At 62.8% G+C, this 14,105-nt stretch carries 10 protein-coding genes; 8 read left to right on the top strand and 2 right to left on the bottom strand.

The features are described 5' to 3' along the window. Positions 1-9: 9 nt before the first annotated feature. From CR103_RS18775 to CR103_RS18740, 8 genes are all read left to right on the top strand, one after another. Positions 10-810, top strand: a complete 801-nt coding sequence (locus CR103_RS18775) for an enoyl-CoA hydratase-related protein (protein WP_099917460.1) — start codon at positions 10-12, stop codon at positions 808-810. After that, positions 807-2,318, top strand: coding sequence for a 3-hydroxyacyl-CoA dehydrogenase (locus tag CR103_RS18770; protein WP_099917478.1), 1,512 nt, complete (start codon positions 807-809; stop codon positions 2,316-2,318). Before CR103_RS18775 ends, CR103_RS18770 begins: the two co-directional genes overlap by 4 nt. Positions 2,319-2,335: 17 nt before the next feature. Next, positions 2,336-3,142: an enoyl-CoA hydratase/isomerase family protein gene (locus CR103_RS18765; protein WP_099917459.1), complete on the top strand. Its 807-nt coding sequence runs from the start codon at positions 2,336-2,338 to the stop codon at positions 3,140-3,142. Beyond that, a complete protein-coding gene (locus CR103_RS18760; RefSeq protein WP_099917458.1) occupies positions 3,139-3,600 on the top strand; it encodes a MaoC family dehydratase in 462 nt (153 codons plus the stop codon). Before CR103_RS18765 ends, CR103_RS18760 begins: the two co-directional genes overlap by 4 nt. A gap of 116 nt (positions 3,601-3,716) precedes the next feature. Further along, entirely contained in the window at positions 3,717-4,808 is a 1,092-nt protein-coding gene (locus tag CR103_RS18755) for a porin (protein ID WP_099917457.1), read from the top strand. Between the two features lie 287 nt (positions 4,809-5,095). Further along, on the top strand, positions 5,096-6,298 hold the full coding sequence (gene pcaF / locus CR103_RS18750; protein ID WP_099917477.1) for a 3-oxoadipyl-CoA thiolase: 1,203 nt from the start codon (positions 5,096-5,098) through the stop codon (positions 6,296-6,298). A gap of 600 nt (positions 6,299-6,898) precedes the next feature. Then, the gene (locus tag CR103_RS18745; protein ID WP_099917456.1) at positions 6,899-7,708 is read left to right on the top strand and encodes a hypothetical protein; all 810 of its coding nucleotides are present in this window, start codon (positions 6,899-6,901) and stop codon (positions 7,706-7,708) included. Positions 7,709-7,992: 284 nt separating this feature from the next. Continuing rightward, a complete protein-coding gene (locus CR103_RS18740) occupies positions 7,993-10,959 on the top strand; it encodes a putative bifunctional diguanylate cyclase/phosphodiesterase (protein WP_099917455.1) in 2,967 nt (988 codons plus the stop codon). A 65-nt stretch (positions 10,960-11,024) separates the two neighbouring features. Here CR103_RS18740 and lnt read toward each other — a convergent pair whose 3' ends face one another. Together lnt and CR103_RS18730 are read right to left on the bottom strand one after the other, a co-directional pair. Beyond that, on the bottom strand, positions 11,025-13,496 hold the full coding sequence (lnt, locus tag CR103_RS18735) for an apolipoprotein N-acyltransferase (RefSeq protein ID WP_099917454.1): 2,472 nt from the start codon (positions 13,494-13,496) through the stop codon (positions 11,025-11,027). A gap of 2 nt (positions 13,497-13,498) precedes the next feature. Next, positions 13,499-14,105, bottom strand: a 607-nt coding sequence (locus CR103_RS18730) for a hypothetical protein (RefSeq protein ID WP_370659464.1), incomplete at its 5' end; no start/stop codon positions are given.

Here is a 14,105-nt window from a genome sequence, read left to right as displayed (position 1 = left end):
CAAGATCCCATGATTACGACAACCTATCAAACCCTGGCGGTCGACACCGACGGGCGCGGCGTGACACGAGTTACCCTCAATCGCCCCGACGTAATGAACGCGTTCGACGAAACCATGATCGCCGAGCTGACCGAAGTCTTCGAGCAGGCCGGCGCGGCGCCATCGACACGCATCATCGTCCTCGCCGCGGCCGGCAAGGCGTTCAGCGCCGGCGCCGACCTGCGCTGGATGGAGCGCGCCAGTGCCAATAGCGAGCAGGCCAACCTGGAAGACGCGCGCCGCTTCGCCGGCATGATGCACGTGCTGCAGGCCTGTCCCAAGCCGGTGATCGCACGGGTCGATGGCGCGGCGTTCGGCGGCGGCGTCGGCCTGTGCTGCGCCTGCGATATCGTCATCGCCTCGACGCGGGCGAAGTTCGCGGTCAGCGAAGCGAAGTTCGGCATCCTGCCTTCGGTGATTGGGCCTTACCTGGTCAATGCGGTCGGCAAGCGTCACGCATTGCGGCTGGCGTTGACGGCGGAACTGATCGACGCCGCACGGGCGGTAGAAATCGGTCTGGTGCACGAACTGGCCGAAGCCGGCCAGCTTGACGCCACCGTGGACCGTATCATAACGTCGCTGCTGGCCAATGGCCCGCAGGCGCTGGCCGAGGTCAAGCAGTGGTTCGGTCAGCTTCATGTGGGTCCGATCGATGAAGCGGTGCGCGAACGCAGCGCCGGCACGATCGCGCGGGTGCGCTGTACCGGCGAGGCGCGCGAAGGCTTTGCCGCCTTCCTTGGCAAGCGGCCCGCCGCATGGGTGCAGGCATGAGCCGCCTCGCGCCCGGGCGGCTGGTCGGGGTCGTCGTTGGAGTGGTAGGGGCCGGCACCATGGGCGCCGGCATTGCGCAGGTTGCCGCGGCGGCCGGCCATCCGGTTCGCCTGTTCGACGTGCGGCCCGGTGCGGCGGCGGCGGCGCACGCGCAGATCGCCATCGCGTTGTCGAGGCTGGTCGACAAGGGCAAGATGGACGCACTCACGTGCCACCAGCTGCTGAGTCGTATCGCCGCCGTCGAGGCACTGCATGATTTGTCGGAAGCGTCGCTCGTCATCGAGGTGATCGTCGAAGACTTGGCCGCAAAACAGGGCTTGCTGCGCGAACTGGAAAACCATGTGGCCGCGGACGCGGTCCTCGCGTCCAATACGTCGACCATCTCTGTTACCGCGATCGCCCAGGGGATGCGCAATCCGGAGCGGGTCATCGGGATGCATTTCTTTAACCCGGTTCCGCAAATGAAGCTAGTGGAAGTGGTGTCGGGCGCGGAAACGACGAGCGGTGTTGCCGCCGACATTTTCGCGCTGGCCCAGAGCTGGGGCAAGACGCCGGTCCACGCCAGGTCCACGCCCGGATTCATCGTCAACCGCATCGCGCGGCCGTTCTATGCCGAGACGTTACAGCTTCTGCTCGAGCAGGCCGCTACGCCGGCCGAGCTGGACGAATGCGCGCGCGGGGCGGGATTCCGGATGGGGCCGTGCGAACTGATGGACCTGATCGGTCATGACATCAATTATGCGGTCACGTTGTCAGTCTTTCACGCGACTTATGGCGACCGCCGCTTCCAGCCTTCTCCGGTGCAGAAAGCGCTGGTCGATGGCGGGCGCCTGGGCCGCAAATCCGGCAAGGGTTTTTTTGAGGGCAGCGCCGCTGTCAGCGCGGCCGTGGAACCGTTGAAGCCGGCGTCGCTCGCGGTGCATGGCGCCGGTGCGCTCGCGGCCAGGCTTGCCCAACTGCTCGCACAGCGCGGCGTCGCGTTCGAACGGTGTTCCGCCAGCGACTGGCAAGGGTTGATGGTCGGCGGCGTGCGACTGCACATCACGGACGGGCGCAGCGCGGCGCAAATGGCTGCGCAGTCAGGCTATGTCGAGACGGCGGTGATCGACTGGCCGCTCGGAACGGCGCCGGGCGCGCTGGCCATCGCCTTTGGCCCGAACGCAAGTGCCCCGGCCCGGCGCAGCGCCTGCGGCGCATTGGCGGCGTGCGGCTGGCAGCCGCGCATCCTGCGCGATATCGCCGGCCTGCTGGTTGCCCGGACGGTGGCGATGCTGATCAACGAAGCGGCGGATACCGTCTGGCAAGGCGTCTGCGACGAAGCCGGCGCCGATCAGGCGATGCGGCTCGGCACCAACTATCCAAGCGGGCCGTTCGAGTGGCTCGAGCAGGCCGGCGTCGACGCGACGGTGGCCGTGTTGGACCACCTGGATGGCGCATATCGCGGCGAGCGTTATCGGGTCAGCCCTTTGCTGCGCCAGCGCTACTGGATTGAGAAGAGCAGGGCATGATTGAACAACGAGGGATTATGGAAAAAGTAAGCGTTGAAACGAGCGCGTTTCGGGTCGATATCGATGCCGACGGCGTTGCCCACCTGATTTTTCAACCAGCCGGCGGCATGCCGGTGCTGGACCTGGACGGCCACCGCGCGCTGGCCGGCATCTGGCGCCGACTCGACGAGCACCCCAAGGTCAAGGTCATCCTGGTCGAAAGCGCAGGCAAAGGCTTTTGCGCAGGCGGCGACATGGCCATGGTGGAGACCATGCTTGGCAGCCAGCAAGTGCGCGCACGCGTCATGGCCGAAGCGCGCGAGCTGGTACGCGGCATGGTCGATTGCGGCAAGCCGATCGTTGCCGCCATCAATGGCGCAGCGGTGGGGGCCGGGCTCGCGGTGGCATTGCTGGCCGATATCTCCATCGTCGCGCGCGGCGCCAAACTGATCGACGGCCACACCAAACTGGGCGTGGCCGCGGGCGACCATGCAGCGCTGATCTGGCCGCTGTTGTGCGGCATGGCGAAAGTGAAGTACTACTTGCTGTTGTGCGAGACGGTCAGCGGCGAGGAAGCCGAACGCATCGGCCTGGTGAGCGTCGCCCTCGACGCCGCGCAGGTGAGCGGCGAAGCGCTGGCCATCGCCAAGCGGTTAGCAAACGGCAGCCCGGCCGCGCTGGCCCACACCAAGCGCTCGCTGAATCTCTGGCTGCAAGCGGCGTGGCCGGCATTTGAAGCGTCCCTTAACGCCGAATTCATGGGCTTCGCTGAAGCTGACGCGCGTGAAGGATTGGCTGCTCTCAAGGAAAAGCGGGCGCCGCAGTTTGGCACTTCCCAGCCATGAAATTTGCCGAACTGCAGCAGGGGCGCCGCATCGAAGCCGGTCCGACGCGGGTGCTTGCCGCAGAAATCATCGAATTCGCCCGCAAGTTCGACAACCAGTGGTTTCACACCGATCCGCTGCGCGCCGAATCGGGCGCGTGGAGCGGCTTGATCGCCAGCGGTTTTCACACCTGTTCGATCGCCATGCACATGGTCGCCGAAACCATTCTTGAAGGATCGGAATCGTATGCGTCGCCCGGGCTGGCCTATGTGAAGTGGCCGCATCCGGTGCGGCCAGACGACCTGCTGACGCTCCATGTCGAGGTGCTGGAAGCGAAGGTGTCGATATCGAAGCCGTGGCTTGGCGTGATTCGCTGGAGATGGCAACTGGTGAATCAAGACGCGATCACCGTGCTGGACCTGGAGGCGACCAGCCTGTTCAACCTGCACGGTGCCGCTCTCGCCGTGCCGCCCGAATAAGGAGGTAGGAACGGCATCGTCCCAAAAATATAAAAAGAAATTATTACCGCTGAAAAGACGCAGCGTGCAGCAGACCTATAAATACAAATCGCAGTTAACCAATCAGGAAACAAGATATGAAGAAGCAGATAGGCATGACAATGACGCTGGCGGCAATGCTCAGCGCCCCTTGCGCGATGGCGCAAAGTTCGGTAACCGTCTACGGACTGGTCGACACCGGCTTGGCCTATACGACCAACGTCAACGCGGCCGGCCGCTCGATGCTCAAGATGCCGTCGCTCACCGGTTCGCTTCCTTCTCGCCTGGGCTTTCGCGGCACTGAGGACCTCGGCAACGGCTTGTCGGCCTTCTTCACGCTCGAAAACGGCCTCAACCTCGATACCGGCACTATCGGTCAAGGCGGGCGCCTGTTCGGCCGCCAGGCCAACGTCGGCATCAAAGGCGGGTTCGGCACGCTTACTTTGGGCCGCCAGGTCAACATGACCTTTATATCCGGGTTCAAGTCGGACGTTCTCGGACCGAATCTGTTCGGTACCAGCAGCGTCGATCCTTACCTGTCGAATGCGCGCTCCGATAACGCTATCGGCTACCTGGGCGTATTTTCCGGCGTGACAATTGGCGCAACCTACAGTGTGGGCCGTGACGCTTCCGCTGCCGGCGGCCCGGGCGCGACCAATTGCGCCGGTGAAGTAGCGGGCAACGCAAAAGCTTGCCGTCAAGTCACCGGTTTGCTCGGCTATGACTCGAAGTCCTTCGGTGTCAACGTCACGTACGATGTCTTGAATGGCAATACCGGAGCCGCCGGAGGGCTGACCTCGAGCAACAATGACGACAAGCGGATCACGGCGAACGGGTATGTAATGCTGGGCACCACCAAAATCGGCGGCGGCGTCATCGACCGCCGCACCCGGGCTGTCGCTGGCACTACCGAATCCGACATGTTCTACCTTGGAGTCAGCCATCCGGTCACGCCGGCGGTCACGCTTGATGTCGAGGCGATCCATCGCGACACCAAAAACGTCGACGCCGACGTGACCCTGATCGCCGCGCGCGCTACCTATGCTTTGTCGAAGCGCACTGCAGTCTACAGTTCTGTAGGTCGGGTGAAGAACGGCGCCCTGTCGGCCATCGCACTCGATGCGGGCGGCACCGTTGGCGTGGGCAAGACACAGAACGGCATCATGGCTGGACTGAAGCACAATTTCTAGTGCGGTCACGGCCTGGCAGCCTTGGCAGCCAGGCTTGCGATTGAAAAGCAGGCTTTTGAAGCCTGCATCGCCGCTTTCCTGAATGGGCGACCCAGAAATTACGACCGCCGCCGACTTTGCGCTGCTCAAGACGCACCGAGGTAACCACCGGGCAACTGGTGTACCGCCCGCCAGTTCGCAACGTCGGCCCGATCATTGCAGCCGGCGCCAACTGCGCCGTCGCGCATTTCGACCAGCCGCAGGCACACAGGGGCCGCCCTGATTCAATCAATACCATGAGAACAACCATGAACCAAGCTTTTATCTGCGACGCCATCCGCACCCCGATCGGACGTTACGGCGGCGCGCTGAAAGACATCCGCGCCGACGACCTCGGCGCGTTGCCGCTGCGCGAACTGATGCGCCGCAATCCGAACGTCGACTGGAGCGCCGTTGATGACGTCATCTACGGCTGCGCCAACCAGGCCGGCGAAGACAACCGCAATGTCGCCCGCATGTCGGCGCTGCTGGCCGGCCTGCCACAGGACGTTCCCGGCTCCACCGTCAACCGCCTATGCGGCTCCGGCATGGATGCGGTAGGCAGCGCGGCACGCGCGATCCGCTCGGGCGACTGTTCGCTGATGATCGCCGGCGGCGTCGAATCGATGACGCGCGCCCCTTTCGTCATGGGCAAGGCCGACGCGGCATTTTCGCGCCAGGCGGCAATCTACGACACCACCATCGGCTGGCGCTTTCCGAATTTCCTGATGAAGAAGCTGTACGGCACCGACGCGATGCCGGCAACGGCGGAAAACGTCGCCATTGATTACGCTATCAGCCGCGCCGATCAGGACCTGTTCGCCTTCAACAGCCAGGTCAAGGCAGCGCGGGCCCAAAAAGACGGCATTTTGGCACAGGAAATTGTGGCGGTGCTGCTGGCGCAAAAAAAGGGCGATCCGGTGAGATTCGAACATGACGAGCACCTGCGCTTTTCAAGCCTCGAGGCGCTGGCCAAGCTGCAAGGTGTGGTACGGCCGGACGGCAGCGTCACGGCGGCAAATGCGTCGGGCGTCAACGACGGCGCCTGTGCCTTGCTCTTGGCCAGCGCGGCTGCGGCCGAGCGCCATGGCTTGACGCCGAAGGCGCGCATCGTCGGCATGGCGACGGCCGGCGTGGCGCCGCGGGTGATGGGCATCGGCCCGGCGCCGGCCGCGCAAAAGCTGCTCGCGCAGCTGGGCATGACGCTCGACCAGATGGACGTGATTGAACTGAACGAAGCATTCGCCTCGCAAGGGCTGGCGGTGATGCGCCAGCTCGGCCTGCGCGACGACGATGCGCGCGTCAATCCTAACGGCGGCGCGATCGCGCTCGGCCACCCGCTCGGCATGAGCGGCGCGCGGCTGGTCACTACCGCGATGTACCAGTTGCACCGCAGCGGCAGCCGCTATGCCTTGTGTACCATGTGTATTGGGGTGGGGCAGGGTATTGCTATCGTGATCGAACGAATCTGACTTCCGTACGGAAAATTTACCCCTGAGTAAAATAAGTTTGTGGGTTGCGGCCGCAATTTCAGGTCAAAATTTAGCAAAAGAAAGTGGACGGGGCGGCCGTCACCCCATATCAAAGGCGGTCATAACCCACGCGCACCGGATCGGTCGGCGATGAACGCGATCTTTTTTGTAATCGCTTTGGACTTCGCTGAGCCATGAAAGTCCTATCTAGTTGACATATAGGAAATTTGTACTTCTGTGGTCTTGGTTTTCGTCCTCTCCCAGGGGACGAGTGAGCCACCTGCGTGCCGCACGTGGCCAGGCGCCGCCGTGAATTCGAAGACGACGCGCGTGCTCGCGCTCGGGCGGCGTGCGAGGCGCAGGCAAATCTCACCGTCTTCGCCAGAAACAAATAAAAAAGCCACCCTCGGGTGGCTTTTTCCTCTTCGCTGCCACTCCCCATCTTAATTTTCAAGCTACTTAAAAGATTAAAGGCATTTATTCGCCTCTCCTCTTGGATATAAACCAAACAAGCGGTCGGTATATTAGTTAAACGCAATCAACGCTCATCTGCCGATGCAGTGATGCAACGTTAATTAAGTATTTCCGAGGAGTAACACAATGAACCAGCAGCACTTCGTTTCAACTGTCCAACCCATCCCGATGGCGAAAAGGACCATGCCTGAGTTGGCGCGCGTGCAAACGAAAAAAATGGTTGAGCACTTGCCCTTCACCATCAGTATTGCGCAAAGTTCGACCGAGCTAACGCAGGCCGTCGCCATTCGTCATGGGGCATATGCGCGCCACGTTCCAGGCTTTGCCGAAACCTTGCAGGTCGCTGAGTCGCTGGACTCCGACGACGGCGTTATTGTCTTGCTGGCATCCTCGAAGCTGGACGGTTCACCGCTTGGCACCATGCGTATCCAGACCAATTGCTTCAAGCCGCTCGAGCTGGAAGATTCACTGGCGCTGCCAAAATGGCTCGCCACGCAGCGCCTGGCTGAAGCGGCACGCCTTGGCGTGACACAAGAAAAAATGGGGCGGCTGGTAAAGTCGATGTTGTTCAAGGCTTATTTTCAATATTGTCAGCTAGATAGTATCGATTGGATGGTCATTACGGCGCGCTCGCCCGTGGACCGCCAGTATGACCGGCTACTGTTCGATGATGTCTATCCGGGCATGGGCTACGTTCCGGTGCATCATGTGGATAACATGCCGCACCGCGTGATGAAATTCGAAATCGCAACAGCGCAAGAGCGTTGGATAAAGGCCAAGCATCCAATGTATGATTTCATTATAAATACTATCCATCCGGATATTGATTTACGGGTGAACGGCATGTTGCCAAGGCGCGCATCCAGGCCGTCTCAACCCCATGCAGTTAACGGCGGCGACTCACAGAGGCCGATGGCGCGTTTCGCCCACGCCTGAGGGACCAATGCTGCAGGTGGTTCCATTGCAACAAATCGCCAGGAATCGCTCATGTACCTGTCGGCAGCCTCCAAAAAGACTAATTTCCCCCATAGAATTGATGAAACCGGAGTAAGATTCGCCTGCATTAATAATCGAAGAACGCCGCACCAGTGCGAGTTAGGTCGTGATTGGGTTGGATGCGGCGAACGCCTTGGGGTCAAGACCCCGCGGTGTGCTTGAGCGCAGTTTCGGATGCGGTCCATGTGTGGCGAGGACAGTTTCCGTGAGGATGAAATAATAGCATGTCAAAATATCTAGGCCTGTATCTCGACCGGGTGTTGCACGCGTTTGCGGCTTACGGCATGCCTGCCTTGATTGCGGTGGTGACCGTGATTGCGTTCTCGACATGGCAGAGTTTTTTCCCCTATTCCCCCGCCAAGCCCCTGGCATTGCGCGTCGTCGAAGAGCCGGACCAGGCATTGACGCCGGCCCAGGCGCAGCAACTGCTCGCTGGTCGCCCGGCAATACAGCGCCATGAAACCCACCGTTCCGAAAAGCCGTTCTGGTTCCAGTTCGGCATTGGCGCCACAGAGAACAACGGGCCGATCATGGCCGAGTTTCCGTCCAGGCACGCAATCGATACCGCTTGCTGGAATGCACAGACCCTGGTGCCGCTCGGCAATGCCGACCGCCAACGTGCTGTCGGCGACGTTGGCGTCATCAAGGCGGGGTTTGCGCTGACGCTGGAAGCGGCCGCGTTCCCTCGCCAGGTGCTGTGCCGCGCCAATTTTGTTGGACCTGCACGCCTGACTGCGTTCGAGTGGCCGGCGGCACAGCTGCGCATCGCAGCAGAGGAGTACCACCGCAACGCCGGCTTGCTGGACGGGGGACTGCTAGTGCTGGCGATCTTCATGCTGGTAACGGCAGTGATCAATCGCAACAGTATGTACGTCATTTTTGCAACATGGCTGGTCGTGAATCTGCGGGTGGCCGGGCTATCGGCCGGATGGGACCTCCAGTGGCTGGGGATGGCGCTGCCGCCTGCGTGGATCGGTTACGCCCGGCCGCTGACGCTGGCGGCCTATTATGTCTTGACGCTCACCGTGTTTCGCACCTTGTTGAAAGATGACATCGCAAAAGTCGGCTATGCCGTATTTCTAAGATTTTTTCAATGGACTTGTGTGCCTTTGTTGGTGATGTCGATCATCATCCCGTATAAAACCTTTCTGCCGATCATCTGGGTAGCCGCTGGCCTCAACATTGGCGCATTTCTGTTTTTCCTCGTCCGTATCCTGTTAGTGACGCGCTCGCCGGTGGCGATCTGGTACGGCGCTTCGATTTGCATCACCCTGTTTGCCAGCATGTCCGAAGTGATTGCCGCCGCTTTCGGCTTCACCAGCCTGATTGGCTCGGTCAACAGCGTCACCGCAGCGCTGTCGTCGAGTTTGCTGGCGGCGCTCGCCATTGCCGAGCAAATGCGGCAGGAACACAGGCAAAAAGTCGATGCGCAGGCTGAACTGGAACACACGTATGAAGCGATGCCGATTGGCCTGTTCACGCTCGACCTCGATGGCAATTTTCTGAGTAAAAATCCGGCCTTGCTTGCCATGATGGGCGGGCCCGGGCGGGCGCCGTCGACGTCCTGGAGCGGGTATTTTGACGAGGCCGCCTGGCAACAGTTGCACACCATGGTGCAGACGCAATCCGATAGCGAGCTTGAAATCAACGGTCACACAACGCCCGGGACCGAAAGCGGCAAGCGCTTCCTGATCCGGGCTACACTTGCGCGCGGCAAGATCGAAGGGTCGCTCCAGGACATCACCGAGAAGTCGAAGGCCATCGAGGACCTGCGTTTCATGGCCGATAACGATCCGCTGACCAAGGTGTGCAACCGGCGCGGCCTTGAAAAATTTTATGATGGCGCGCTGCGCGAGTTGAAGGAGGTTAAATTCGCCAGGCCGCTGGCGCTTGCGTACCTCGATCTCGACCGCTTCAAACTCATCAACGACCTGTATGGCCACGGCGTCGGCGACGAGGTGTTGAAGCAAGTGTGCGCGCGCATGTCCGGCATGCTCACCGCGAAGCATTGCATCGGCCGGGTCGGCGGTGACGAATTTGTCATCGTCATGCTCGGTGCCACCATGGAGCAGGCGGCCCAGACCTGCCGAAGCATTATCAGCAGCATCAGCGAAATGCCTTACCTTATCGGCGACAAGGCATTCCACGTGCGCGTTTCCGTCGGCCTGATCGAAGTGGCTTCGCAATCGTTGCTCAAGGACTCCTTGTCGAGCGCCGACTGGGCCTGCCGCGAAGCCAAAACCAGCTTTAACGGCGGTTTGGTGGTGTACGAAAAACACGCCGCAGCGTTCATCGAGCGCGAAGCGGAGCTGGACCTGGTCGAACGGCTGGCGAGCGGCAGCGTCGTCGACTGCCTGTTCATTGAAATGCAGCCCATCATGTCGCTCAAGGCGCCGTCGGAGTCGCTCAATTTCGAGGTGCTGCTGCGTATGCGCGACCACGATGGCAGCGTGATACCTGCCGGGCGGATCATCGGCGCCGCTGAAAGCAGCGGACAGATCGGCGTGATCGACCGCTGGGTCATGACGACAACGCTGGCCTGGATGACGGCCAACTACGACCAGTTGGGACGCACGCAATTCGTCTGCATGAACTTGAGCGGCGCTTCACTCAACGATGAGCGATTCGCCGAGGATGCGTTCGACATCCTCGAGCAAAACCAGCATGTGGCCATTCGCCTGTGCCTGGAGATCACTGAAAGCGTGGCGTTGCAAGACCTTGAAAACACACGCCGCTTCATCGACCGGGTGCGCAGTTACGGCGTCAAAGTGGCACTCGACGATTTTGGCGCCGGCTACACCTCGTTCTCGTACCTGAAGGAGTTGCCCGCCGACGTACTGAAAATCGACGGCAACTTCATCGTCAACATCAATGCGCACCCGGCCAACGTCGCCATCGTGGAAGCCATCGTCAGTCTTGCCATGAACCTCGGCATGAAGACCATCGCCGAATGGGCGGAAGACTGTGCAACTGTGCAGACGCTGGCCGAAATCGGCGTCGATTATGTGCAGGGCTACGCCGTTGCGCGCCCTGGTGCCCCGTCCCTGATGCTCGGGGTAAAATCATCGGCAAGCTTCATTATCGATCCTGAACTGCTGGCATTTGTCGAAACGCTCGATAAGCCGATCAGTCCCCGGCCCCAGCTGGTCAATGTCATCAATTTCAAAAAGCGCGACGATCACGGCGCATGATCGGCGAGCGACCAAATTCAATCGCATCGGGCCGCACGCGGCAACCGCATTGCCTGATGGCGTAGCTACGCGCCATAGACGGTCAGCAGCAGCCACGCCGGCAGACCAAGAAACAGTGCCGCATGGCCAACGTGTTGCAGTTGGCGCCGGATAGCGATGGCCCGTCGTGGCCGCAATAGCGCTGCCAGCAGCGTAGCGGCTTCGATTGCCGCTCGCAACAACGCCTGGCTCAGTACCACACCGATGGACCAGGCGGCCCACCACAGCGCGAAGGCCGTGAGGTAAGCCTTCAGGCCAAAACTGTAGTACTCGCCAAAAGCGCCGCCGTAGGCAATATGCTGCTGCAGGTGGAACGCCGGAATCGCCAGCGCGAGCGGCAGCAGCACATTCCTGGCAAACCGATTGTCGAGCCGCGAGCGCCGGACGCCCAAGCCTGCCTGCACATACGCCTGCATCACGCCGCGTGCGCGCGTACGCTGCCGCACAGGAGGGCCGCCGACGGCGTCAAGCAGGCCAAGCAGGACGTTTGGATTGGCGAGCGCAAGGTCGTAGCGCCAGCGGCGGCCGGAAGCAAGCCACAATGACACCCCCGGGCAGGGCAGTGGCAGCGACCATATCCGGACCCCGGCGATGTCGCCAAGCGCAAGTTCAAAGCGCCGTGCGCCGCGTGTCAGCACCAGAGTGCCATTGCCGATCGACGCCTTTGCAGAAAAAAGGAACATGACGCACCACGAAGCGGCCTCAGGCGCAAGGAAGACGCCGGCGAACATGCGCACTTGCGCCAGCGTGTTGGTGCGCAAGGCCTCATCGCGCAGCAAGGCCAGACACATCCAGAGCAGGCCGCCGCCCGCAAGGGCGCGCAATACCCCGGCCGCGATGCGGGCGGCGCGAGGCAACACCGCCACTTCGACGGGCCAGGCCAGGGCCAGGCCGGCGGGCGCCGCTTTCTCTCGCCGCGCCGGCAAGGCCGACCATGCCGCCAGCGCTACCAGGCTTGCGCTGGCGGCCAACCCGACCCAGTCGCCCCACATCACCATCAAGGTGCGCGCAGGGGGGCGCAGCGGGACGTCGGCGAGCACCAGCGCCGGTTCGCCCATGCGCGTCCCGGCCAGCACGCTGCCTGCCGCGTCGATCACCGCGCTATAGCCGTTGGTGGTGACGCGAAATTGCGGCAGCCGGGTTTCAATGCTGCGAAATGCCGCCGCCACCTGGTGCATTTGCGCGCCCAGCGGCGTGGTGGTGAACCACGCATCGTTCGACATGGTCAGGATCGCCTGCGCGCCCAGCCGGGCGCCATCGATGGCCAGGCCGGGATCGACGGCGTCGAGGCAGATCAGGGGCAGCACCGGGATCTGGCGGCCGTCGCGCAGCCGCAATGGAAACACCCGTGCGCCATTTCCAGGGTGCCAGTTGCCAGTCCACGGCAGATGGCGCCGCAACGCCGGCCCGTCCAGCCAGGCCGGCACGTACTCGGTGAATGGGAACAGGCGCGTCTTGCGATAAAAGCCCAGCAGGCCGGTGCCGGGCAGCACGAACGCGGCCGCGTTATATTCGCCAACGCTGTCGCGATCGTAGGTCCCGAAGACGAACGGCACGCCGGCGGCATTGACGATGCCAAGGATCTCGCGGTCGAATGCGGCCCCCGCTTCGCTCTTTGGATGGCCGAAGGTGGTGGGATAAGCGGTTTCGGGCCACATCACCGCGTCCGCGTGCTGCCGTACCACGGCGTCGTAGCTCATCGCGAAGTGGGCGTCGAGCACCTCGCGAACCACCGCGTGCGCTCCTCTTTCCTGGCGCTGACGTTCATAGTTCACGATATTCGATTGAATCAATCCGATGCGCAAGGGCTTGCCGGCAGGCGCAGGCTCGCCAGAGAGCACCGCCTGGCCGTAGCCGGCCAGCAGCAGCGGCACCAACGCTGCCAGCGCCAGCGGCAGGAGCATTGCGCGCAGGCCGAGGCCGAGGTTGACGCCGTGGCGGCGCCGCGCGAGCGCCGCCGCTACCGCTTCGTTGGCCAGCAGCAGCAGGACCGTCAGGCCGGCGGCGCCCCCCACGTCGGCCCCCTGGCGCAGCAGGCGGGACGGATAGAGTCCGTAGCCGAGCGTGTCGCCCAGCAGCTTGGGCAGCAGCCATTCTGTCGCCACCCACGCCGCCGCGCCAGCGAGCGCGCCCGTGGCGGCGCCATGCCGGCGCACGATAACGTGGCGCACCACGGCGAAGACCAGGAACTGTGGCTGGAACAGCGGCGCGGCAAGCAGCAGCAGCGCCAGGCCGATGTTGGCACCGACCTGTGCATACAGCCCGAAGGCGATGCCGAACCAGGCGAAGGCGGCCAGCGTGAAAGCGAGCGACATCGCATACGCGCGCAGCAGCGTTGCAGAGAGCGTGCAACTGGCGTCGAGCAGGCGCAACCACGGCACCAGAAAAACGAAACCGAGGGGCCAGGCAGCACCGCCCCTGGCATACAGCGCCGCCATGGCTGCACTGGCGAGGATGGCCGCGACGACGCGCACCGTTGCAGGGAGAAACAGGGTCATGTTCAGCGGCCGGATCTTGCCGCGTCGATTGGTGCGGGGAGATCGATGCGCCGGATCGGCAACCCGGGCGGAGCCAGTTGCGGCGGCACGACGCGGTTTTCGGGCATGGCGATTGGCTCGTTGTTGGCGTCGAACAGCTGGAAGTCGGGAGCGAACATCAGGATGGCGTCGATGCGCTGGCCATCGTCGGTGGCCTGGTGATGGCGGACATAGCCCTTCGGCAGAATGAATTCTTCGGGCACCGCCAGCCCGATCAACGGCGGGCTGGTCCCGGGGGGCGAAAAGGCGCCCAGGCCGGAGTACACGCCGCGCTGGTGCAGGCGTTCGATCACCTCGGACATGGGCGGATTCTCGCCGCGCGCAACGTAACTGCGAAGGTCGGGCGTCGGATCGGCATCTGCCTCTGCCTCTGCCTTTCCCTCTTGGGCGGGCAGTGGCGGGCGCGGTTGCCGCTCTTGCGCCACGCCGTGAACCGGTAGTGGCACCGCTGCCGGCGCAGCGGCGTCGGCAGCGCTGGCGCCGGACCCGGGCGGCGTCGCCAGGCGCCACAGCGCGGCGACGCTGGCGACGGCCAGTAACAGCGCGATGACGAGGCGGCCCCGGGCCGGG

This window comes from Massilia psychrophila (assembly GCF_002760665.1).
GTDB lineage: Bacteria > Pseudomonadota > Gammaproteobacteria > Burkholderiales > Burkholderiaceae_D > JAFCUW01.
This window is presented reverse-complemented; position numbering and strand designations above follow the sequence as displayed.

What these genes read in the sequence shown, in the direction of transcription:
- pcaF (WP_099917477.1), top strand. Translation starts at nt 5,096, where the DNA reads ATGAACCAAGCTTTTATCTGCGACGCCATCCGCACCCCGATCGGACGT.
- CR103_RS18775 (WP_099917460.1), top strand. Translation starts at nt 10, where the DNA reads ATGATTACGACAACCTATCAAACCCTGGCGGTCGACACCGACGGGCGC.
- CR103_RS18755 (WP_099917457.1), top strand. Translation starts at nt 3,717, where the DNA reads ATGAAGAAGCAGATAGGCATGACAATGACGCTGGCGGCAATGCTCAGC.
- CR103_RS18760 (WP_099917458.1), top strand. Translation starts at nt 3,139, where the DNA reads ATGAAATTTGCCGAACTGCAGCAGGGGCGCCGCATCGAAGCCGGTCCG.
- CR103_RS18740 (WP_099917455.1), top strand. Translation starts at nt 7,993, where the DNA reads ATGTCAAAATATCTAGGCCTGTATCTCGACCGGGTGTTGCACGCGTTT.
- CR103_RS18770 (WP_099917478.1), top strand. Translation starts at nt 807, where the DNA reads ATGAGCCGCCTCGCGCCCGGGCGGCTGGTCGGGGTCGTCGTTGGAGTG.
- CR103_RS18765 (WP_099917459.1), top strand. Translation starts at nt 2,336, where the DNA reads ATGGAAAAAGTAAGCGTTGAAACGAGCGCGTTTCGGGTCGATATCGAT.
- CR103_RS18745 (WP_099917456.1), top strand. Translation starts at nt 6,899, where the DNA reads ATGAACCAGCAGCACTTCGTTTCAACTGTCCAACCCATCCCGATGGCG.
- lnt (WP_099917454.1), bottom strand. Translation starts at nt 13,496, where the DNA reads ATGACCCTGTTTCTCCCTGCAACGGTGCGCGTCGTCGCGGCCATCCTC.